The 21,545-nt window shown below is 56.5% G+C and carries 18 protein-coding genes and 1 pseudogene; 9 read left to right on the forward strand and 10 right to left on the reverse strand.

Annotated elements, in window-relative coordinates:
* Positions 1 to 10 precede the first annotated feature (10 nt).
* From NVV94_RS17195 to NVV94_RS17225, 7 genes and pseudogenes are all read right to left on the reverse strand, one after another.
* Positions 11 to 2,262: pseudogene (locus tag NVV94_RS17195) on the reverse strand (Orn/Lys/Arg decarboxylase N-terminal domain-containing protein).
* Positions 2,263 to 2,449: 187 nt separating this feature from the next.
* The gene (gene dnaQ, locus NVV94_RS17200) at positions 2,450 to 3,202 is read right to left on the reverse strand and encodes a DNA polymerase III subunit epsilon (protein WP_258443594.1); all 753 of its coding nucleotides are present in this window, start codon (positions 3,200 to 3,202) and stop codon (positions 2,450 to 2,452) included.
* A 194-nt stretch (positions 3,203 to 3,396) separates the two neighbouring features.
* Positions 3,397 to 3,534 carry a hypothetical protein gene (locus NVV94_RS17205; protein WP_258443595.1) on the reverse strand — a complete coding sequence of 46 codons (138 nt, stop codon included), beginning with the start codon at positions 3,532 to 3,534 and terminating at the stop codon, positions 3,397 to 3,399.
* Positions 3,535 to 3,641: 107 nt separating this feature from the next.
* Positions 3,642 to 4,853, reverse strand: coding sequence for an MFS transporter (locus NVV94_RS17210; RefSeq protein ID WP_258443596.1), 1,212 nt, complete (start codon positions 4,851 to 4,853; stop codon positions 3,642 to 3,644).
* 41 nt (positions 4,854 to 4,894) lie between these two features.
* Complete coding sequence (locus tag NVV94_RS17215; protein WP_258443597.1) at positions 4,895 to 5,674, reverse strand: GNAT family N-acetyltransferase; 780 nt, start codon at positions 5,672 to 5,674, stop codon at positions 4,895 to 4,897.
* Between the two features lie 2 nt (positions 5,675 to 5,676).
* On the reverse strand, positions 5,677 to 6,396 hold the full coding sequence (locus NVV94_RS17220) for a bifunctional 2-polyprenyl-6-hydroxyphenol methylase/3-demethylubiquinol 3-O-methyltransferase UbiG (protein WP_258443598.1): 720 nt from the start codon (positions 6,394 to 6,396) through the stop codon (positions 5,677 to 5,679).
* Positions 6,397 to 6,414: 18 nt separating this feature from the next.
* On the reverse strand, positions 6,415 to 6,888 hold the full coding sequence (locus NVV94_RS17225) for an alpha/beta fold hydrolase (protein ID WP_258443599.1): 474 nt from the start codon (positions 6,886 to 6,888) through the stop codon (positions 6,415 to 6,417).
* A 558-nt stretch (positions 6,889 to 7,446) separates the two neighbouring features.
* Between NVV94_RS17225 and NVV94_RS26975 the strand changes: the two genes are divergently transcribed.
* Positions 7,447 to 8,217 (forward strand): polyphenol oxidase family protein, encoded by a 771-nt coding sequence (locus NVV94_RS26975; RefSeq protein ID WP_408733417.1) that lies wholly within the window; start codon positions 7,447 to 7,449, stop codon positions 8,215 to 8,217.
* Here the strand turns inward: NVV94_RS26975 and NVV94_RS17230 are convergent.
* From NVV94_RS17230 to NVV94_RS17240, 3 genes are all read right to left on the reverse strand, one after another.
* Positions 8,208 to 8,984, reverse strand: a complete 777-nt coding sequence (locus NVV94_RS17230) for an autoinducer binding domain-containing protein (protein WP_258443600.1) — start codon at positions 8,982 to 8,984, stop codon at positions 8,208 to 8,210. The genes NVV94_RS26975 and NVV94_RS17230 overlap by 10 nt on opposite strands.
* Before the next feature lie 404 nt (positions 8,985 to 9,388).
* Positions 9,389 to 9,835, reverse strand: a complete 447-nt coding sequence (gene rnhA, locus NVV94_RS17235) for a ribonuclease HI (protein WP_258443601.1) — start codon at positions 9,833 to 9,835, stop codon at positions 9,389 to 9,391.
* Positions 9,836 to 9,866: 31 nt separating this feature from the next.
* Positions 9,867 to 10,625, reverse strand: coding sequence for a class I SAM-dependent methyltransferase (locus NVV94_RS17240; protein ID WP_258443602.1), 759 nt, complete (start codon positions 10,623 to 10,625; stop codon positions 9,867 to 9,869).
* Between the two features lie 80 nt (positions 10,626 to 10,705).
* On the opposite strand from NVV94_RS17240, the gene gloB reads away from it, so the two are divergent.
* The 8 genes from gloB (at position 10,706) to fabI (ending at position 21,336) form a co-directional block, all read left to right on the forward strand.
* Positions 10,706 to 11,485: a hydroxyacylglutathione hydrolase gene (gene gloB, locus NVV94_RS17245; protein WP_258443603.1), complete on the forward strand. Its 780-nt coding sequence runs from the start codon at positions 10,706 to 10,708 to the stop codon at positions 11,483 to 11,485.
* A gap of 98 nt (positions 11,486 to 11,583) precedes the next feature.
* A complete protein-coding gene (locus NVV94_RS17250; protein ID WP_258443604.1) occupies positions 11,584 to 12,987 on the forward strand; it encodes a transglycosylase SLT domain-containing protein in 1,404 nt (467 codons plus the stop codon).
* Between the two features lie 148 nt (positions 12,988 to 13,135).
* On the forward strand, positions 13,136 to 14,965 hold the full coding sequence (locus NVV94_RS17255) for an extracellular solute-binding protein (protein ID WP_258443605.1): 1,830 nt from the start codon (positions 13,136 to 13,138) through the stop codon (positions 14,963 to 14,965).
* Positions 14,962 to 16,815, forward strand: coding sequence for an extracellular solute-binding protein (locus NVV94_RS17260; protein WP_258443606.1), 1,854 nt, complete (start codon positions 14,962 to 14,964; stop codon positions 16,813 to 16,815). The genes NVV94_RS17255 and NVV94_RS17260 overlap by 4 nt, the downstream gene beginning before the upstream one ends.
* Before the next feature lies 1 nt (position 16,816).
* Positions 16,817 to 17,890 (forward strand): microcin C ABC transporter permease YejB, encoded by a 1,074-nt coding sequence (locus NVV94_RS17265; protein ID WP_258443607.1) that lies wholly within the window; start codon positions 16,817 to 16,819, stop codon positions 17,888 to 17,890.
* Between the two features lies 1 nt (position 17,891).
* Positions 17,892 to 18,911, forward strand: a complete 1,020-nt coding sequence (locus NVV94_RS17270) for an ABC transporter permease (protein WP_258443608.1) — start codon at positions 17,892 to 17,894, stop codon at positions 18,909 to 18,911.
* 1 nt (position 18,912) lies between these two features.
* A complete protein-coding gene (locus NVV94_RS17275; protein WP_258443609.1) occupies positions 18,913 to 20,523 on the forward strand; it encodes an ABC transporter ATP-binding protein in 1,611 nt (536 codons plus the stop codon).
* A gap of 18 nt (positions 20,524 to 20,541) precedes the next feature.
* A complete protein-coding gene (gene fabI / locus NVV94_RS17280) occupies positions 20,542 to 21,336 on the forward strand; it encodes an enoyl-ACP reductase FabI (protein ID WP_258443610.1) in 795 nt (264 codons plus the stop codon).
* Positions 21,337 to 21,545 lie beyond the last annotated feature (209 nt).

The following is a 21,545-nucleotide window of genomic DNA, read 5'->3' on the forward strand; positions in this document are numbered from 1 at the left end:
CAAGTGTCGATCAGCTCTTGATACAGTCGACGGTGTAGCACCGCCCCTGCCCCTCGTCTTCATGTTGCAGCCCATGCACATCGGCGATGAATCCGGGAAACCCGGTGTCGAAAGTCCGCGCGAAGGCCAGGTAATCGATGATCGAACGCGTCGCTTCGGTGAACCGCTCGCCCGGCATGATCAACGGGATACCGGGCGGGTAAGGTACCAGCATCACCGCCGCGATGCGCCCGAGCAGTTGGTCGATCGGCACCGCCTCGACTTCACCACGCACCAGTTTGTCGTAGGCATCGGCTGGCTTCATGACCACTTCCGGCAACACCGTGTACATGCGCTTGAGGTGCCTGGCCGTGGCGTTGCTGCGGTAGCAGGCGTGCAACTGGTCGCACAGGTCGCGCAAGCCCAGGCCCTGATAGCGCACGGGGTCCAGGCGGGCGACGCAAGGCAGGCTTTCGAGCAGGTCGACATTGCCATCGTAGCTGCGCTTGAACTCCAGCAGTTCGGTCAACAAGGTGCTCCATTTACCCTTGGTAATCCCCATCGAGAACAACACCAGGAAAGAGTACAAACCGGTCTTCTCCACGACCAGACCGCGTTCCCAGAGAAACTTGCTGACTACCGCCGCCGGAATGCCGTGCTCGCTCAGGGTGCCGCCGGCGTTCACCCCGGGCATCACCAGCGTCACCTTGATCGGATCGAGCAACACGTAGTCTTCGGCGACATCACCGAAGCCATGCCACTGCGCCTGTGGCTGCAACAGCCAGTCCTCGGTCGCGACCCGGTGAACGCCCTCTACCAGCGGCGGCTGCCAGATGCTGAACCACCAGTCGTTCGCCGCCAGGTGTTCGCGCAGGTTGGCCAGCGCCCGGCGAAAGCTCAAGGCCTCGTCAAACATTTCCTGCAACAGAGAACGCCCGGCCGGACCTTCCATCATGGCCGAGGCGACATCCAGCGAAGCGATGATGCTGTATTGCGGTGAGGTCGAGATGTGCATCATGAACGCTTCGTTGAAACGGTCCCGATCCAGCTGACGGGCGCCACCGTCCTGGACGTGGATCATCGATGCCTGGCTGAACGCCGCCAACAGTTTGTGCGTGGAGTGTGTGGTGAACACCAGCGGGCCGTCAGGGCCGCGAGAGGTGCCCATGCCATAGCGGCCGGCAAAGAACTCATGGAAGGCGGCATAGGCATACCAGGCCTCGTCGAAGTGCAGGACCTCGACGCTGTTGCCGAGCGTCTGCTTGATCAACTCAGCGTTGTAGCACAGGCCGTCGTAAGTGGAGTTGGTCACCACTGCCAGCTTGACCTTGGGCTTGCGGCCCTTGGTCAGCGGGTTGGCCTGGATCTTGGCCTGGATCGATTCGCGACTGAATTCGCTCAGCGGGATCGGCCCGATGATCCCCAGCTCGTTGCGCTCCGGGCACATGAACAGCGGGATGGCCCCGGTCATGATGATTGAATGCAACACTGACTTGTGACAGTTGCGGTCGACCAGCACCAGGTCGTCGCGACCGACCATGGCGTGCCAGACGATCTTGTTGGCGGTCGAGGTGCCGTTGATGACGAAAAAGGTGTGATCGGCGCCGAAGTTGCGCGCCGCCCGGGCCTCGGCTTCTGCCAGGGGGCCCGTGTGATCGAGCAGCGAAGTTCAGGCACCGACACCGAGAGGTCCGAACGCAGGGTATTTTCCCCGAAAAACTGATGAAAAGCCTGGCCCACCGGGCTCTTGCGATAGGCCACGCCGCCGCCATGGCCCGGGGTGTGCCAGGAATAATTGGACTGCGCCGTGTGCTGGACCAGCGCCTTGAAGAACGGCGGCAGCAGCCCATCCAGATAATTACGCGCCGCCCGGGCAACCTGCCTGGCCAGGAATGGCACCGTGTCTTCGAACAAATAGAGAATGCCGCGCAGCTGGTTGAGTTCGCTCATGGCGTCGGCCGGCGCGTTTTCCAGGGTTACCTGCTCGCCCAGGGCGAAAATCGGCAGATGCGGCGCCCGAACGCGCGCCAGGCGGATCAGCTCGACCATGTTCTGCAGCAGGTGGGTATTTTCCCCGGCGCCTTCGGCGGCAATCAGCAAGCAGGCCAGGCCATGGTGGGTCGAGGCCACCAACCGCCCTTCGGCATAGTCCACCGCCGGCAGGATACTGAAGCCTTCCTGCTCCAGCTCGCGGGCAATGCCACGTACCCGCTCGCCGGCAACGCTGTCGGCCTTGATATCGCGATGAACGATGAGGACAGGGAATTTCAGATCTTTGTACATCACAACAGCGCCCTGAAACGGCTGACTCGGTCGGCCAATGGTTTCAGGGTAGAAGCTCGTCGCTGTTAGCGTGCGGCTTCTTTACGTGCCTGTGTAACAAATCGTGGGAGCGGCCCTGGCCGCGAATGGGCGCACCGCACCCACCGGATGCTTCGCATCCATCGCGGCCAGGGCCGCTCCCACAGGTTCAGGCCTGCGCCTGGGCTTCCTGCAACTGCACCCACAACGGTGGCCCGCCGGCGGACTTGGCGATGGCTTCCATGCGCGCGGCATGCTCGGCCAGTTCGCTTTCGCTGGCGCGCAGGATCGGCGTCAGTTGGCGATCGGCCGGCAGGCGACGGATTTCGCTGCCCTGGTTGCCCGCCCCTTCACCCGCGCCGTCGCTGCTGTTGCCAGCCAGCGACAGGCTGGTTTGCCCGCCCGTCATGGTCAGGTAGACGTCGGCGAGAATCTCGGAGTCGAGCAATGCGCCGTGCAGCTCACGCCCGGAGTTGTCAACGCCGTAGCGCTTGCACAAGGCATCGAGGCTGTTGCGCTGCCCTGGGTGCCGCTCGCGGGCCATCAGCAATGTGTCGAGAATCGTGCAGTGCTGGGTGATGTCGGCCCGGTCGCGCTGCCCCATCAGGGCGAATTCGTTGTTGATGAAGCCAACGTCGAACGCCGCGTTGTGGATGATCAGCTGCGCGCCCTTGATGAACTCGAAAAATTCATCGGCGACTTCAACGAAGCGTGGCTTGCCGACCAGAAACTCGTTGGTAATGCCGTGAACGCCGATGGCGCCCTCGTCGCTCTCGCGGTCCGGCTGCAGGTACACATGGAAGTGCCGACCGGTGAGACGCCGGCCCATGAGTTCGACACAGCCGATCTCGATGATCCGGTGACCATCGGTGACCGGCATACCCGTGGTTTCGGTATCGAGTACTACAGACCTCTGTGCCATTGACTGTGAATCCTCAACGATAAAGCTAAAGGACACAATCTTAGCACGACCTGAATTCTCGGGCTATTTAGCTGCACATCCAACCATGACAAGTGGCACCGCATCGACGGAAAGCAAAAATACTGAAACAGCCTGATAGAAAGTAAAAAGTTGACATCCTGCACCCAATCCGACCGTCAGAGCCCAATAAAACATCACTCGTTACGCTCTTTCAAAAGCACCTCTAAATCCACCACATACAAACTCTCGGAAAAATAATCAGCCACCGGGTATTCACCAGACGCATGCCCCATATGATACGAAACGTAAAACACCAGAATCAGAATAATCATGACCCCTACAGCACAACTATAAAAAACCACCATCAACCCAATCAAAAAAACCAGATCAACACCAAACTAACTCGCCTCACACCCCCTCCCAGAACCCTGAACCAACACTACAAAGCAAAGGAATTGCGCAACCGTTCAAAAAAGAAAATAAGCAGAATGAACACAATGTATAGAAAAGCCTGCACCTCAAAAAAAAACCTCACCCCCTCTTCACTGCCGACTCTGGAAGCCACCCAAAAAACCAACATCCCAAAACATCCCATTAACATATTAAATGCAGCATAAACCCTCCCCTGCATGTTTGGATCAGTTACCTTTTGCGCACAGCTCAAACCTATGACTGATGTCTGACAACCAACACCAACTCCCAAATATGAACAAAACGCCATAACACCGCCGTCCGAGATTGAAAACACAAACAAAGAGAATGACAAAATAGCCAACCCAGCAAACAAAACTGTTAGCGAACCAAAATATCTTACAACTCTAAAAACAAGCACCCCCCCTAAAATTGCGCCCACCGAATATGCAGCATCAATTTTTCCATATGCACCTGCATCAAGCTGCAAAACATCCTTGACAAATGGCGCAAGCAAAGCATTAACCGAATATAAAACGCTCACATTCAACGCAATCAAAAAATAATAAAGAAACAGTACCGGATGTCGAAAGGCGTAATCAAAACCCAAAAATAGAGATTTTAAACTCCACAGCCCTCCCTCATGCAAACCCACTTTATCAACATCAAACTCTGCGCCTCCAAAACTCAACACCCGCAACAGAACAAAAACAAACATAAGCGATAATAAAAAAATACCAGCAGACAAAAAAATAGTACACGCAGCGCCCAGCAATAAAAAAACGATTCCTGAAAGTCCGGCACCTACCACAACTCCTGCCTGCCCACTAACAATTACAAGCGCATTAAGTCTTAAATTATTCGAGGATTGTGAATATCTACATATCACGACTCGCCAAGATACAAGCTGAACTTCACCACAAATGGACATAAGAAAACTTGTAACATAAGCCAGGCTTGCAGTTGACTTACCGAAAAGGCACAGCGCGGCATAGACAACCAAAATAAAAATCCTGGATATCTCGGAAAACAGAACCAGCTTTAAAGGTGAGAGACGGTCTGCCATATCACCAATCAATGTAGAAAACAGCACACACGGGATTACTGCAAACATCAAACTTATAGCAGCAGTAGAATTATCTCCTGTAAGATAAACGACCAACCAGGTATTTATGAAAAAAAATAATCCAACGCCAACTTTTGAGAAGAAAATCGCTGCAGCAAAAAAGCCAGTTGACATATACCACCCCAACGCACTAGAGCCTCTAAAAAACAGGCCGCCTAAGCCGGCCTATAGCGACTACCCACCCCCTCGGCGTTCACATCGAACACATCGAGGTGAAATTTTTTTAAATACTCATCGCTCTCAAGCAAATGCCCCGAAACTGTTTGTTTAAGAAGGTATTCAAGCTCACTTACATTTGAAGACCAATAAGCACCAGAAAAAAATTCGAAACCTTCGAAATGGGACTTATACATAAACCTCAAAGCGTAGCATGTCCCCATATATACGTACGTGTAATTCCGTTCATGAAAATAATTAATTATGGCTGTCAACATGAAAGTCCCTAACGATTTTTTCGGGAAGCTCATGTCATAAAATGCAAAATTATAGTGAGCCATTTTACCTGCTATGTTTATGGTAACCAAACCAACAACCCTGCCAGCTCTCTTAAATCTCATCACACCTGTTGCATTTTGCGGCATAAAAATGCGCGTCAATCGCGACGAATCAACAACGCCTTTTCCGTACCTTAATTCCGCACAATGCAAACACATATCTGCAACCTCCGGAGTAAGCTCAAATGAATTCGCCTGTACGAAGTCAACCTCGACATCTTGACATTTTCTAAGATTTCTTCGATTACTATAAGAGAGCCTAAAGTCACTTAAGACAATACGAGCACTGCGAGCCAAGTAAAACCTAGCACTTTGCGACGGCAAGAACCCTCTATTATAAAGCTCTGGAATTTCTGATCCTGTCTCAGGAACCGCCCAGACCACATAAGGAAATGTATAGGACGAATATTTAGGTTCGCACTCCGAAAAAATAAACTTCATATTTACTTTACTCCAACAACCACCATCCTGCTGCTTTCCAGACCGTACTGCATTCCATTGCTATCATATCCCGCGACATCTTTGAACCCGGAGTACTCCATCCAATCTTTAAGCTCAGGATAAGTCAAAAGCCTAATACTATATGGTGAGCTCGTAACGACACCCTCCTTACTGTAACGCCTATCTACAAAAAGCCTCCCACCCTCCACATCATAATTAAAAAAATCAATCATAAAATCATCACCTCGATCATGAACACTTGCCGGCGGCAAGCTTTTCAAGCAACGATCTCTATTTATGTGATCCAGCACAAATCGCCCCCCCTTCTTTAAGGAAGCATAAATGCTACGCAACTGCCCCCTACATGCTCTATCATCCGAATATCCAAAAGAGGTATACCAACTCAGAGCACAATCAAATTTTTCCAACTTATCAATGTTGAAAAAATCCATTTTTATGTACTCCACCGCCAGCCCAAGCACGCGTGCCTGCTTGACCGCCACCTCCAACGCAAACTCATTTATATCGATACCTATTACCTTATAACCACGAGACGCTAACTCATTTGAAATCCTCCCATGACCACATCCGACATCCAAAACACGGTCCCCTTTTCGAAGCCCACATGCATTTTCGATCAGATCGCAATCAGCCCTGGTTCTTTCAGCAGTAAGATATTTTTCAGCAAAGTAGAGATATTGCTCATCAAAATTTTCAATCATACACCCTCCTTTTTTGCTTCATTCCAACCATCTCAGAATACTAGCCAGTGTTGAGTACCTAGCCTCAGGATGTTTATTGAAGTGCTTAGCCAAATCATGATCGGCATTACGAATACAATGATGCTCTGCACTTGAGCAGCGCTCCGCGCGCTCAGTCAGTCGACAGGGTATTCCAGATGGAATTATCGAGTCCTGCTCAGCAGATATAACCAAAAGCTTCCCAGGAAACGCCTTCACCATATTAAAACACTCACTATCAATCCAACTCTTGTGCTTGCGAATACATACTGTAAACGACTCATCAAAATTCAGTTTCGCAGCTTCACTTGAGTACACTGCAGGTATTGCCAAGCCTAAACGCGCAACTGTCAGTTTGGTAGCTATATGCAATGCATTATAAGCGACCATGCTAAAGCCAATTAAATTAAGCTCCTTTCTGTGGAGTCCGAACTCCTTTATTACCAGCAACGCTTGCTCGGTTCGCTTTTCCAAACTCGAACTCTTAATGCTTCCGCCAGATTCGCCATGCCCCATAAAGTCAAATGTTATAGATTCGTAATTGTGTGCGTACAAATACGCTTGCAAGCCACAAAACCCTTTCCTATTTGACCCACCCGCCCCATGCATTATTACTACGGTTCTAGTCGGTTTTTGACACCTCCACCGCTCGCCACTTAGGTGGACACCCCCATAACCCACCTCAAACTTTTCAACTTGCAAGGCCATAAGACTCCCTTCCAATTTACTCTGCCACTTTAGGGACAACGAGGTATACGTCCTTATAAACCGGAAGCCCTACCTGGTACACCTACCAAATTAGGTAGTCAAACATGGCACAGCATGTGCTAATAATTAAGTGCTGCCCCCCCTGATAAATCCACACTTTCCAGTTGAAAACACATGCAAAATATCAGCTCACCCGCCACAGGCCGTTGGTGATATGCTTCCATTCGACAATGCCCAGGTGGAGATAGTGTCAAATTCCAACAGTTTGCTGTTTCCACCGTAACGGCATCAAAAAACAAGTACACAATCTTTGAGGGTTTTCCCATGCAATATCATGCTCAAAACCTGGACTCTCTAGGCCATGTATCACATGCATTTTCTAGAACTGGCGACCCGTCCTTACCCACTAACCTCTTCTGCCCCGCCCAAGAAAATGGAGTGAAGGTGATGGAGGTGACGCTTGAGCACAAATCCGGGTTGGTGACAGCTGACGCAATTTACACATCAACTAACCGACCTATAGGGATAATTACTGCGGATTGCATACCGCTTTTGATCGGCGCATGCGAGCGGCAGTTTGTCGCCGCTATACATGGTGGTTGGAAGGGGTTAGTTTCAAACATCATAGGAGATTCGTTTCGAGCGTTTCGACAGGCGGGGGTCTCAGCTAACGAACTACGCATTGGACTTGGGCCTTCTATCCATTCTTGTTGTTATGAAGTCAGCTTATCCATGATCGAGACATTAGAGGCAGTTCATGGACACCTGTGGAAAGGCAAATCAGCTCCTTGGTCTCGAGAGCAAGGTCATCCATCAGTCAGACCACAATTAGCGACCGCGAAAAGTACTCACAACGAGGCTTGGCTTGACCTCAATAGGTATTGCGATTACTTACTGGAAGCAGAAGGAATTACTAAAGCACAGGTATGTAAAATTGATATTTGCACTTACTGCTCAAGCCAATGTTTCGGAAGCTACAGGAGGCGATCACATCTTTGTGAGCCGAAAAAATTTCAGTACTCCTGGATTCGAGCAAACCTGCAAACAGCCCACTCAACCAGGCTACCAATCTCTGGCACTCAAGATCAAATATAGCCTTGAGCAATCGCATAGGCTACTGCCTGCACTCGGTTATTTGCCCCGATCTTCTCTTGGATGTTTTTCTGATGAAAATTTATCGCATCTACCGTCACTCCTAAAATAATACTTATTTCTTCTGACGTTTTCCCATCCGCTGTCCAACGCATAACCTCTTTTTCCCTACCAGAAAACTCTAGATCAGTAGACTGCAACATAAAGCCAAGAGACACTTTTTCTATAATCTCCCTAGCCAACAATTTAATCTTCGGCTGAAGACATTCACACTCACATTGACTTACATCATTTTCCCTCCTCGCCAAAGAAATATAGCCAGAAAACTCACGCAACCTGATAGAGGGAAAGGTCAAACCAAACGAAAGCCCACACTCACTTGAACAGCCCCACAACCGAGGATCTTTGAGGAAAATATCAGACGCCCAGACAAACACTTCATTTGATATTTTGCAGTGCTGCACCCGAGAATCCATCACAGCGTAATTCGACGCCCTATAACAGCGCACCCACTTCTCGGGATAATTTCCAATCACATATATTTCAGGACGCATATATGGGATAACCTTGAACACTTCAATGGCAAAATAATCAAAATCTAATTTTCGAGCAATATTTCCAAATACACCAAAAGACTCTCCGCCCGCGTTAAGCCTTGAGAGTTCACCTTGAACAAATTTTTCCCAGACTGGAAATTCCGCATCCATAGACAAGCCACCTTTATACGTACGCTCAGCCAGTTTTTTTCTACTGGAGGTAATAGTGCGCACGTATTGCCACCTAGGTTAATAGGTTTTTTCCCACGTCGTCGTGGTCTATTTAGTGAATTCCGGAAAGTAAACTCCTACACGCTCGCTCGACGAGTTCTTCAGCAACACGGAAAAACCCGGATGTCTTCGGGTCTGGGGGAGGGCGGAAGCCTCACTTGATCATGCGCTGAGCCCCAATCTCGGTGGCAAAAGCAACAAGCTTGAAGATTCTACAAAGTGAACGGATACCTCTGCGCCTCGCATTGCAGCAACCTCCTCAACACAATGGGTTGCTGACAGTAGCTACGACGCAGAGCATGTTAGGCGCCATTACAATTGGCTACTGATCGTTGATGATCAAAAGGAGAAATTCCGACGATTGACGATACCTCGTTTGAGCGGAGAACGATTAGTCCCCTTCCGAACTATCGCATTCCCCTCACTTCATCCACGCCACGATTGGCCAGTAAGTCGGCGCGCTCGTTGCCGTGGTGACCGGTATGGCCGCGGACCCACTTCCAGGTCACTTTATGGCGGCCAACCTGCTCATCGAGCTGCTGCCACAGGTCGGCATTCTTGACCGGCTGCTTGGCCGCGGTTTTCCAGCCGCGCTTCTTCCAGTTGACCATCCACTCGTTGATGCCTTTCATGACATATTCGGAGTCGGTCACCAGCAGCACGTCACAGGCACGCTTGAGTTCTTCCAGACCGCGAATCGCGGCCGTCAACTCCATGCGATTGTTGGTGGTTTCGCGCTCGCCACCCCACAGTTCTTTCTCTACGCCCTTGCACACCAGCAGGGCACCCCAACCACCCACGCCCGGGTTACCTTTGCAGGCGCCATCGGTGTAGATCTCGACGCTATCACTCATTCAACACTATCCATCAATAATTGCCGGGCGATCATTGCTCGGAATGACGCCGGTTGACCTTGGCCATCGGCAGCGGCAGCAGTTTGCCCATGGGCTCGCGGCGGGTCTGGCGCAGTGGACGCAAACCCACTACCAGCTTGCGTGCCACTAATATATAGAAGCCACCACCGGCACTTTGCCAGCTCCCAGCCATGCGCTCCCAGCCTTCAAGCCGTGCCTGCCAGGCCGGCGAAGCAAGCGGCGGACGATAGCACCCGAAGCGACGTTTCTCCAGTGCGAAACCAAGCAAGTTGAGCCAGTCGCCGACCCTCGAGGCGGAAATGCAGCGAGCCTTGCGCAGGGCGTCGTGCGCGAACACATGGCGCAGGCCCCAGGCGCTCCAGGGGTTGATGCCGACGATCAGCAGATGCCCGCCGGGCCGCACACTGCTGGCGGCCTCGCGCAGCAGGCCATGGGGCGACAGGCTGAAATCCAGGCCATGTTGCAGCACCACCACATCGGCGGCGTGCTCGCTCAGGGGCCAGGCCTGCTCCTCGCAGACGATCTCGACCCCCGGCAGCGGCGCCCCGAGGCGCACATTGCGCTGCACCTGGCGCGCGGTGGGTGGCGGTTCGGCGCTGGGCCCGTAATGCACCAGATAACCGCCGAAGAACCGACCCAACTCATCCTCTAGCAGGCGCTGCTCTTCGTGCAGCAACAATTGCCCCAAGGGCCCGGCAAACCAGTCTCGGGCCAGGCTGATCAGTTCCAGCCAGTCAGGATCTGCCTGTGCAAACGCTTTATCGGTCATTGCAGCCTCCTACTCGAGGTTCACCTGGAACCCCATAGGCTCTAAGATGCACCATTGTCTTCCGCTTGGCGAACTGCACCATGATACAGATCGATGCCCTGCCCGCTTTCACTGACAACTACATCTGGTTGTTACAAGACACTGCAAGCAAACGCTGCGCAGTGGTCGACCCGGGCGACGCACAACCGGTGCTGGACTGGCTGGCCAGGCACGGCGACTGGCAGCTCAGCGACATTCTGGTCACCCATCACCATCATGATCACGTCGGCGGGGTCGAGCGCTTGAAAAACGCGACGGGCGCACGCGTGCTCGGGCCGGCGGCGGAAAACATTCCGGCAAGGGATGTGGCCTTGAACGACAACGACCGCGCCACTGTGCTGGGCCTGGATTTTCAGATCATCGCCGTGCCCGGGCATACCCTGGGTCACATCGCCTATTATCACGGGCAGACGCCAGCGCCCTTGCTGTTTTGCGGCGATACCCTGTTCGCCGCCGGTTGTGGCCGCTTGTTCGAAGGTACTCCGGCACAGATGCATGCGTCTCTGAGCCGGTTGGCCGCGTTGCCCGACAACACGCTGGTCTATTGCACCCATGAGTACACCCTGAGCAACCTTCGCTTCGCCAGGGCGGTGGAACCCGACAATCCGCAGGTTGCCCAACGCTTCGACGACGTTACCCGACTGCGCGCGCAAGATCGCATCACGTTGCCATCAAATCTAGCCCTGGAAAAGCTGACCAATCCCTTTCTTCGCGCCGAAGAAACATCTGTTAAAGAAAAAATAGACGAACGGACCTCCCGCTCAAACCCGTCTCCGACCTCTGTTTTTGCTGCCTTGCGCGCTTGGAAAGATACGTTCTAAACAGCTTCGGCTGGTTCCTGGAAGTTCTGAAAGGTTGACCGTGAACAGGGCGCTTCCTAGAATCGCCCGACATTTTTGCCCGGAACTTCTTCCAGCCAATGCCGTCACTTATACGCAGAACCTTCAATTCAGACGCATTGACGCGCTTGGCACAAGCCATCGCGGTTGCACTGACGGCCACTCTGGTCGGCTGTCAGAGCAGCGGTCACGTCCAGGATTCGGAGAGTGTTCGCGCGCACAATCTTTCGGCGCGGGTCAAGCAAAAGCCAATCATTGTGCCCAAGCCCGTGGCACAAGCGCCGCAGGACGTCTGGGAACGCATGCGACAGGGTTTCAAGCTGCAGGATGGCATAGCCGTCAACCCGCGCATCGAACAGCAACGCCTGTGGTTCGCCAGCAACCCGTCATTCCTCGAAGGCGCCGGCGACCGCGGCAGCCTCTACATCCATTACATCGTCGAGCGTCTTGAAGAACGCGACATGCCGCTGGAACTGGCCCTGCTGCCAGCCATCGAGAGCGCCTACAACCCGATGGCCTATTCGCGCAGCCACGCGGTCGGCCTATGGCAGTTCATCCCGTCCACCGGGCGTTACTACAACCTGCGCCAGACCAGCCTCTATGACGGCCGGCGCGACATCACCGCCTCGACCATCGCCGCGCTGGATTACCTGAGCCGCCTGCACGACATGTTCAACGGCGACTGGTTGCTGGCCCTGGCCGCCTACAATGCCGGCGAAGGCACCGTCAGCCGTGCCATCGAACGCAACGAAAAGCTCGGGCTGCCGACCGACTACTGGAACCTGCCGCTGCCGCAGGAAACCAAGGACTACGTCCCCAAGCTGCTGGCCCTGTCCCAGGTGGTCCTGGCGCCGGAAGCCTATGGTGTAAACCTCAACCCGATCGCCAACGAACCCTACTTCGAAGTGGTCAGGATCAACGATCGCCTGGACCTTTCGCGGGTTGCCGCACTGGCCCAGATCGACGAAGACGAGCTGGTCCAGCTCAACCCGGCCTACAAGAAACGCGTGACGGTAGACGGCCCGCAGCAATTGCTGGTACCAACGGCCAAGGCGCAGCTGCTGACCACCAGCCTTTCGAACATGAAGCCCGAGGAACTGCTGAGCCTCAAGCCCAAGCAACGGGTATTCGAGGAAGTGGCCAGTCAGGCGCCTGCCAGGATCACCGCCAAGCGCAGCTATCGGGTCAAGCCGGGCGACAACCTGACCACGATCGCCAAGGCCAACAAGGTCAACGTCAAGGACCTGCAGCACTGGAACCAGCTCTCCGGCAAGGGCCTGAAAGCCGGCCAGACCCTGGTCATGCAGGACACCAGCGCCGGCAGCAGGAAGAAAACCACCCTGTACAAGGTACGCAAGGGCGATTCTCTGTACCTGGTCGCCAAGCGCTTCAATGTCGAGATGCAACACCTCAAGCGCTGGAACCCACGCAGTGGCCGCGCCTTGAAGCCCGGCCAGACACTCACCGTCCACCTGCCGCATTGATCGGGCGCCTTGGCCAACCTGCAACAACCTTGGCCAGGGCGTTGATTTCCCGCCGTCCCGCCCTTCAGAGCGCTCTTTTTCCAACGGATACAAGCTGTTACTGTAGCCGGAATAAAGCCCAAGCCGCCTGGATCGGATCTCTGACTTGATGCGTCCCCTCCTCCTGCTGTCACTCAGCCTGGCCTTGAGCTTTTCCGCAAGCGCAACAATCATCGAAAGCCATGGTTACGCGCAGTTCGGCACGCTCAAGTATCCGGCCAAATTCACCCACTTCGACTGGGCCAATCCCGAGGCGCCCAAGGGCGGCACCTTGCGGGCCATGGCATTCGGCACCTTCGATACGCTCAACCCTTATACATTCAAGGGCACAAGCCCGGTGCAGACGCCGAATTTCTTGCAGTATGGCGCCTTTGAGCTGAACGAACCGCTGATGGTCGGCACCGGCCAGTACGACCCTTCCGGAGATGAGCCGGCCTCCAGTTACGGGCTGATCGCCCAGTCGGTGGAATACAGCGAAGATCGCAGCTGGGTGGTCTTCAACCTGCGCCCCCAGGCACGGTTTCATGATGGCGTGCCCATTACCGCTGCCGACGTGGCGTTCTCCTACCGCACCTTGCTCAAGGAAGGCCATCCGCTCTATCGCACCAACCTGCAGGAAGTCCAGCGGGTCGACATACTCAATGCCCACCGGATTCGCTTCGTCTTCAAGCGCGCCGGCAACTCCCTGCTGATCCTGCGCCTGGGCGAACTACCGGTCCTGCCCCGTCATTACTGGAAAAACCGCGACTTCAAGGCCACGACCTTCGAGCCTCCCCTGGGCAGCGGGCCTTACCGCATCAGCGAGGTGCAACCGGGACGGCACCTGGTGTTCGAGCGGGTCAAGGACTGGTGGGGCAAGGACCTGGCAGTCAACCGCGGCAAGTACAATTTTGATCGGGTCGAGGTGGAGTTCTATCGCGACAGCGACGTGGCCTTCGAAGCCTTCAAGGCCGGCGAATTCGACATCTATATCGAGCACCAGGCCAAGAACTGGGCCAACGGCTATAACTTCCCCGCCTTGAGGCGCGGCCAGGTGATCAAGGCGCAGATCCCGCACCAGATCCCGACGCAGACCCAGGGCCTGTTCATGAACAGCCGCCGAGCGACCTTCAGCGACCCACGGGTGCGTCAGGCCCTGGGCCTGATGTTCGACTTCGAGTGGACCAACCGCACCCTGTTCAGCGGCGCCTACCAGCGGGCGACGAGCTACTACCCCAACAGCGAGTTCGCCGCCACCGGGCTACCCATCGGGCGTGAATGGCTGTTGCTCTCGGCCGAACGCAGCCGGCTGCCGCCCAGCCTGTTCACCCAGCCGTTCAGCGTCAGCCGCACCGAAGGCCGTGGCATCCCCCGCGAGACCATGCGCCGCGCCCTCGGGCTGCTCGCCGAGGCTGGCTGGAACCTGTCCGGCCAGCGCCTGCTCAACGCCAAAGGGCAGCCCCTGCGCATGGAAATTCTGCTGGTCAATCCGAACCTGGAGCGGATCCTGCAGCCTTATGTCGAGAATCTGGCAACGATTGGTATTGATGCACGCTTGCGCACCGTCGACCGGGCCCAGTACAAACAACGGCTCGATCAATTCGATTTCGACATGATTCTGATGACCCTCAACCAGACCCTGAGCCCGGGCCTCGAGCAATGGCAATACTTCCATTCCAGCCAGGCTTCGAACAGGGGCAGTAAAAACTACGCCGGCGTGTCCAACCCCGTGGTCGATCACCTGCTCGAACAGTTACTCGGCGCCCAGAGCCGCGACGAGCAAGTCGCGACTGCCCGCGCCCTGGATCGGGTCCTGCTGTCGCAGCACTACATGATTCCCAACTGGTACCTCAATTCTCACCGCCTGGCGTACCGCAACCGGTTCGCCTTCGTCACCACGCCGCCCTATACATTGGGTTTACGTGCCTGGTGGCAGAAGCCTTCGGAGAAAGCCCAATGATGTCCCTGCGCAACCTGCGTCTGCCGGCATGCGGACTGCTGCTGGCCTGCCTGGCCAACCTGGCCCATGCCACCGCGCAACACGCCGTGACCCTGTACAACGAAGCGCCGAAATACCCGGCCAGCTTCCAGCACTTCGACTTCGTCAATCCCGATGCGCCCAAGGGCGGCACCTTTCGCCAGGCCGGTTTCGGCGGCTTCGACAGCCTTAACCCGTTCATCAACAAGGGCGTGCCGGCCGACGACATCGGCCTGATCTACGACACCCTGGCCCGCCAGAGCCTGGATGAGCCCTTCACCGAGTACGGCCTGGTGGCCGGCAAGATCGAAAAGGCCCCGGACAACAGCTGGGTACGCTTCTACCTGCGCCCCGAAGCGCGTTTTCACGATGGCCACCCGATGCGCGCCGATGACGTCGTGTTCAGCTTCCAGACCCTGATCAAGAGCGGCGCGCCCTTGTACCGTGGCTATTATGCCGACGTTGCCGAAGTCGTGGCCGAAGACCCGCTGCACGTGCTGTTCAAATTCAAGCACAGCAACAACCGCGAGCTGCCGCTGATCCTCGGGCAGCTGCCGGTATTGCCCAAGCATTGGTGGGAAACCCGCGATTTCAACAAAGGTAACCTGGAGATACCGCTGGGCAGCGGCCCCTACAAGGTGGCCTCGGTCAAGGCCGGCCGCTCGATCCGCTATGAGCGGGTCAAGGATTACTGGGGCAAGGACTTGCCGATCAATCGCGGCCTCTACAATTTCGACGTCATGACCACCGACTATTATCGGGACAACACCGTTGCACTCGAAGCCCTCAAGGCCGGGCAGTTCGACTATTGGCTGGAAACGAGCGCCAAGAATTGGGCAACGGCCTACGATACGCCGGCGGTGCGCGAAGGGCGCCTGATTCGCGAACAAATCCCCAACGGCAACCCGACCGGCATGCAAGGGTTCATCTACAACCTGCGTCGTCCGGTGTTCCAGGATGTGCGGGTACGCGAAGCCTTGAGCCTGCTGCTGGATTTCGAATGGACCAACAAGCAGTTGTTCAACGGCGCCTACACCCGCACCGGCAGCTACTTCGAGAACTCGGAGATGGCCGCTCGCGGGCTGCCGGACAAGGACGAGCTGAAGATTCTCGAACCCTTTCGCGGCAAGATCCCCGAGCAAGTGTTCGACAAGACCTTCGAGAATCCGGTCAGCGATGGCAGCGGCATGATCCGCGCCCAACAGCGCAAGGCGTACCAGTTGCTGCAGGAAGCCGGATGGCGCATCGTCGACGATAAAATGGTCGACGCCCAGGGCAAACCGGTGTCGATCGAGTTCCTGCTGGCCCAGACCGAATTCGAGCGCGTGCTGCTGCCGTTCAAGCGCAATCTCTCGGACCTGGGCATCGACCTGGTGATTCGCCGCGTCGACGTCTCGCAGTACATCAACCGCCTGCGCTCAAGGGATTTTGACATGATTGTTGGCGGCTTCCCCCAGTCCAATTCCCCCGGTAACGAACAGCGCGAGTTCTGGCAGTCGTCCAGCGCCGACAGCCCCGGCAGCCGCAATTACATCGGCCTGCGCGACCCGGCCATCGACAGCCTGGTCGAAAGCCTGATCAACGCCGATTCGCGGCAGAACCTGGTGGCCCATGCCCGCGCCCTGGACCGCATCCTGCTCTGGGGCTACTACCTGATCCCCAACTGGCATATCAAGACCTGGCGCGTGGCCTACTGGGACCACATCGGCCACCCGCAAGTCGCGCCAAAATATGACGTCGGTACCAGCACCTGGTGGCTCAAGCCCGATGCCAAGCCCGCCGTGACACCAGAACCGCAAGCGCAAGCCGAGCCGGCGAGCATGGAGCAATAAGATGCTGGCATACATTTTCCGGCGACTGCTGCTGATCATTCCAACCTTGTTCGGCATCCTGATCATCAACTTCCTGATCATCCAGGCCGCCCCCGGTGGCCCGGTAGAACAGATGATCGCCAAGCTGGAGGGTTTCGAAGGCGCCACCAGCCGCATCGCCGGCGGCGGCGCCGAGGTCTCGGTCGCAGGTTCCACCTACCGCGGCGCCCAGGGCCTGGACCCGGCCCTGGTCAAGGAAATCGAGCGCATGTACGGCTTCGACAAGTCCGCCCCCGAGCGCTTGTGGATCATGATCAAGAACTACGCCCGACTGGATTTCGGCGACAGCTTCTTTCGCGACGCCAAGGTCATCGACCTGATCGCCGAGAAAATGCCCGTGTCGATATCGCTGGGGCTGTGGAGCACCCTGATCATGTACCTGGTGTCGATTCCGCTGGGCATCGCCAAGGCCACCCGGCATGGCAGCAGCTTCGACGTCTGGACCAGTTCGGCGATCATCGTCGGCTATGCCATTCCGGCATTCCTGTTCGCCATCCTGCTGATCGTGGTGTTTGCCGGCGGCAGTTACTTCGACTGGTTCCCCTTGCGCGGGCTGACCTCGAACAATTTCGATGAGCTGAGCCTGGGCGGCAAGATTCTCGATTACTTCTGGCACCTGGCACTGCCTGTGACCGCCCTGGTGATCGGTAACTTCGCGACCATGACGCTACTGACCAAAAACAGTTTTCTGGACGAGATCAACAAGCAGTACGTGGTGACCGCGCGCGCCAAGGGCCTGAGCAGGAATCGGGTGCTCTACGGCCACGTGTTTCGTAACGCCATGCTGCTGGTCATCGCCGGCTTCCCGTCGGCACTCATGGGCATTTTCTTCACCGGCTCGCTGTTGGTCGAGGTTATCTTCTCCCTCGACGGCCTGGGCCTGATGAGCTTTGAAGCCGCGATCAACCGCGACTATCCGGTGGTTTTCGGCACCCTGTTTATTTTTACCCTGCTGGGCCTGGTGGTGAAATTGATTGGTGACCTGACCTACACCCTGGTCGATCCGCGCATCGACTTTGAAAGCCGGGAGCATTGAGATGAACCTGTCCCCTCTCAATCGCCGCCGCTTCGAGCTGTTCAAGGCCAACAAACGTGGCTGGTGGTCGCTGTGGCTGTTCCTGATCCTGTTCGGCCTGAGCCTGGGCGCCGAGCTGGTCGCCAATGACAAGCCACTGGCCGTGCGCTACGAAGGCCAATGGTATTTCCCGGCACTCAAGCGCTACCCGGAAACCACCTTCGGCGGTGAGTTTCCGCTCGAAGCCAACTACAAGAGCCCCTACCTCCGTGAGCTGCTGGCGGCCAAGGACAGCTGGGTCCTGTGGGCGCCCATACCGTTCAGTTACCAGAGCATCAACTACGACCTGAAAGTTCCAGCCCCCGGACCACCCTCGGCACAGAACTGGCTGGGCACCGATGACCAGGGCCGCGATGTCCTGGCCCGGGTCATCTATGGCTTTCGCGTCTCGGTACTGTTCGCCCTGACCCTGACCGTGCTCAGTTCCATCATCGGCGTGATCGCCGGCGCCCTGCAGGGCTTCTACGGCGGCTGGGTGGACCTCGCCGGGCAACGTTTCCTGGAGATCTGGTCGGGCCTGCCGGTACTCTACCTGCTGATCATTCTCGCCAGCTTCGTACAACCGAACTTCTGGTGGCTGCTGGGCATCATGTTGCTGTTTTCCTGGATGAGCCTGGTCGACGTGGTGCGCGCCGAATTCCTGCGCGGACGCAACCTGGAATACGTCCGCGCCGCCCGTGCGCTGGGGATGCAGAACGGAGCTATCATGTTCCGGCATATCCTGCCCAACGCCATGGTCTCGACCATGACCTTCATGCCGTTCATTCTCACCGGCGCGATCGGCACCCTGACAGCGCTGGACTTCCTGGGCTTCGGCCTGCCGCCCGGTGCGCCGTCGCTGGGCGAACTGGTGGCGCAAGGCAAATCCAACCTGCAGGCCCCCTGGTTGGGCATCAGCGCCTTTGCCGTGCTGGCCTTGATGTTGAGCCTGCTGGTGTTTATCGGCGAGTCAGCCCGCGATGCCTTCGACCCGAGGAAATAAGATGAATCAGGACAATTTGATCGAAGTCCGGGACCTCGCCGTCGAGTTCACCACTGGCGAGCAACAGCAGCGCGTGGTCGAAGGCGTCAGTTTCGACATCCGTCGCGGCGAGACCCTGGCCCTGGTCGGCGAAAGCGGCTCGGGCAAGTCGGTGACCGCCCACTCGATCCTGCGCCTGCTGCCCTACCCGCTGGCGCGGCATCCAGCCGGCACCATCACTTATCGCGACCGCGACATGCTGACCATGGGCGAGAAGCAGATGCGCCACATCCGTGGCAATCGCATTGCGATGATCTTCCAGGAGCCGATGACCTCTCTCAACCCGCTGCACAACATCGAAAAACAGATCAACGAAATCCTCACCCTGCACAAGGGCCTGCGCGGCAAGGCCGCCACCAGGCGCACCCTGGAGCTGCTCGAGCTGGTCGGCATCCCTGAACCACACAAGCGCCTGAAGGCCTTGCCCCATGAGCTCTCCGGCGGCCAGCGGCAACGGGTGATGATTGCCATGGCCCTGGCCAACGAGCCGGAACTGCTGATCGCCGACGAACCCACGACGGCACTCGATGTCACTGTGCAGTTGAAAATTCTCGAGTTGCTCAAGCAATTGCAGGCCCGCCTGGGCATGGCATTGCTACTGATCAGTCACGATTTGAACCTGGTCAAAAGAATTGCGCACCGAGTATGTGTCATGCAGCGCGGACGCATCGTCGAACAAGCGTCATGTGAAGAACTGTTCCGTGCACCGCAGCATCCGTACACCCAGGTACTGCTTGGAGCCGAGCCCAGCGGCGAACCGGCCGACAACGTCGTCGGCCCGCCCGTGCTGGAAGTCGAGGATCTGCGAGTGTGGTTCCCGATCAAGAAGGGGCTGCTGCGCCGGACCGTCGATTATGTGAAAGCGGTGGACGGCATCAACTTCAGCCTGCCCCAGGGCCAGACCCTGGGCATTGTCGGCGAGAGTGGTTCGGGCAAGTCCACCCTGGGCCTGGCGATTCTGCGGCTGCTTGGCAGCCAGGGTGCCATACGCTTTCAGGGAAAAACGCTAGACTGCCTGACGCAGCAACAGGTTCGTCCATTGCGCCGGCAGATGCAGGTGGTCTTCCAGGACCCCTTCGGCAGCCTGAGCCCGCGCATGTGCGTGAGCCAGATTGTCGGCGAAGGTCTGCGTATCCATGGCATCGGCACACCAGCCGAGCAGGAACTGGCGATTATCGAGGCACTCAAGGAGGTAGGCCTGGATCCGGAAACCCGGCATCGCTACCCTCATGAGTTTTCCGGGGGGCAACGGCAGAGGATCGCCATTGCCCGGGCATTGGTGCTGAAACCGGCGCTGATACTGTTGGACGAGCCCACATCGGCGCTCGACCGGACAGTGCAACGCCAAGTGGTGGAGCTACTGCGTTCACTGCAGAAAAAGTACAACCTGACCTACTTGTTCATCAGCCATGACCTGGCGGTGGTCAAGGCGCTGAGCCACCAATTGATGGTGGTCAAGCAGGGCCAGGTCGTCGAACAAGGTGCGGCGCAAACCATCTTCGCCACACCGCAACATCCATATACACAGCAGCTGCTGGAAGCCGCCTTTTTGGCTCCAACAGCTGTCGATTAACCTGAAGAGGAACAACACATGGGTTTTCTCGCCGGTAAGCGCGTACTGATCGTCGGTGTCGCCAGCAAACTGTCCATCGCATCCGGCATCGCTGCCGCCATGCATCGCGAGGGTGCAGAACTTGCCTTCACTTACCAGAACGACAAGCTCAAGGGTCGTGTCGAAGAGTTCGCGGCAGGCTGGGGCTCGGGTCCGGAATTGTGCTTCCCTTGTGACGTTGCCAGCAATGAAGAAATCGCCAAGGTCTTCGAAGAACTGAGCAAGAAGTGGGACGGCCTGGACGTCATCGTTCACTCCGTAGGTTTCGCCCCGGGCGACCAACTCGATGGCGACTTCACCGAAGCCACCACTCGTGAAGGTTTCCGCATCGCTCACGACATCAGCGCTTACAGCTTCGTAGCCCTGGCCAAGGCCGGTCGCGAAATGATGAAGGGCCGCAATGGCAGCCTGCTGACCCTGTCGTACCTGGGCGCCGAGCGCACCATGCCGAACTACAACGTGATGGGCATGGCCAAGGCCAGCCTGGAAGCCGGCGTTCGCTACCTGGCCGGCAGCCTGGGCCCGGAAGGCACTCGCGTCAACTGCGTCTCGGCCGGCCCGATCCGCACCCTCGCGGCATCCGGCATCAAGAACTTCCGTAAAATGCTGGCCGCCAACGAAGCGCAAACGCCACTGCGCCGCAATGTGACCATCGAGGAAGTCGGCAACGCCGGCGCATTCCTCTGCTCGGACCTGGCGTCGGGCATCAGCGGCGAGATCATGTACGTGGACGGTGGTTTCAACACCACCGCCATGGGCAATATCGAAGAGTAATCGCTTCGCTGCTGCACTCAGAAAAGGCCGTTGTAGGAGCGGGCTTGCCCGCGATGGCCTCACTGCGGTGCTTCAGATAATCCGCGGTGTCTGCATCGCTGGCAAGGCTAGGCGCCCCCGCCGCTCCTACAGAAGAGCAGGTGGCGTGTAGAAAGAAGTCGAAAAAAAGAAAAGGCCGCATCAGCGGCCTTTTCTTTTATGCGCAGATC

The organism is Pseudomonas sp. LS1212, assembly GCF_024741815.1.
In the GTDB taxonomy this organism is placed as follows: domain Bacteria; phylum Pseudomonadota; class Gammaproteobacteria; order Pseudomonadales; family Pseudomonadaceae; genus Aquipseudomonas.

What these genes read in the sequence shown, in the direction of transcription:
- NVV94_RS17275 (WP_258443609.1), top strand. Translation starts at nt 18,913, where the DNA reads ATGAATCAGGACAATTTGATCGAAGTCCGGGACCTCGCCGTCGAGTTC.
- NVV94_RS17270 (WP_258443608.1), top strand. Translation starts at nt 17,892, where the DNA reads ATGAACCTGTCCCCTCTCAATCGCCGCCGCTTCGAGCTGTTCAAGGCC.
- NVV94_RS17265 (WP_258443607.1), top strand. Translation starts at nt 16,817, where the DNA reads ATGCTGGCATACATTTTCCGGCGACTGCTGCTGATCATTCCAACCTTG.
- NVV94_RS17260 (WP_258443606.1), top strand. Translation starts at nt 14,962, where the DNA reads ATGATGTCCCTGCGCAACCTGCGTCTGCCGGCATGCGGACTGCTGCTG.
- rnhA (WP_258443601.1), bottom strand. Translation starts at nt 9,835, where the DNA reads ATGAGTGATAGCGTCGAGATCTACACCGATGGCGCCTGCAAAGGTAAC.
- NVV94_RS17210 (WP_258443596.1), bottom strand. Translation starts at nt 4,853, where the DNA reads ATGTCAACTGGCTTTTTTGCTGCAGCGATTTTCTTCTCAAAAGTTGGC.
- dnaQ (WP_258443594.1), bottom strand. Translation starts at nt 3,202, where the DNA reads ATGGCACAGAGGTCTGTAGTACTCGATACCGAAACCACGGGTATGCCG.
- NVV94_RS17215 (WP_258443597.1), bottom strand. Translation starts at nt 5,674, where the DNA reads ATGAAGTTTATTTTTTCGGAGTGCGAACCTAAATATTCGTCCTATACA.
- NVV94_RS17205 (WP_258443595.1), bottom strand. Translation starts at nt 3,534, where the DNA reads ATGATTATTCTGATTCTGGTGTTTTACGTTTCGTATCATATGGGGCAT.
- NVV94_RS26975 (WP_408733417.1), top strand. Translation starts at nt 7,447, where the DNA reads ATGCAATATCATGCTCAAAACCTGGACTCTCTAGGCCATGTATCACAT.
- NVV94_RS17220 (WP_258443598.1), bottom strand. Translation starts at nt 6,396, where the DNA reads ATGATTGAAAATTTTGATGAGCAATATCTCTACTTTGCTGAAAAATAT.
- NVV94_RS17255 (WP_258443605.1), top strand. Translation starts at nt 13,136, where the DNA reads ATGCGTCCCCTCCTCCTGCTGTCACTCAGCCTGGCCTTGAGCTTTTCC.
- NVV94_RS17240 (WP_258443602.1), bottom strand. Translation starts at nt 10,625, where the DNA reads ATGACCGATAAAGCGTTTGCACAGGCAGATCCTGACTGGCTGGAACTG.
- NVV94_RS17250 (WP_258443604.1), top strand. Translation starts at nt 11,584, where the DNA reads ATGCCGTCACTTATACGCAGAACCTTCAATTCAGACGCATTGACGCGC.
- gloB (WP_258443603.1), top strand. Translation starts at nt 10,706, where the DNA reads ATGATACAGATCGATGCCCTGCCCGCTTTCACTGACAACTACATCTGG.
- fabI (WP_258443610.1), top strand. Translation starts at nt 20,542, where the DNA reads ATGGGTTTTCTCGCCGGTAAGCGCGTACTGATCGTCGGTGTCGCCAGC.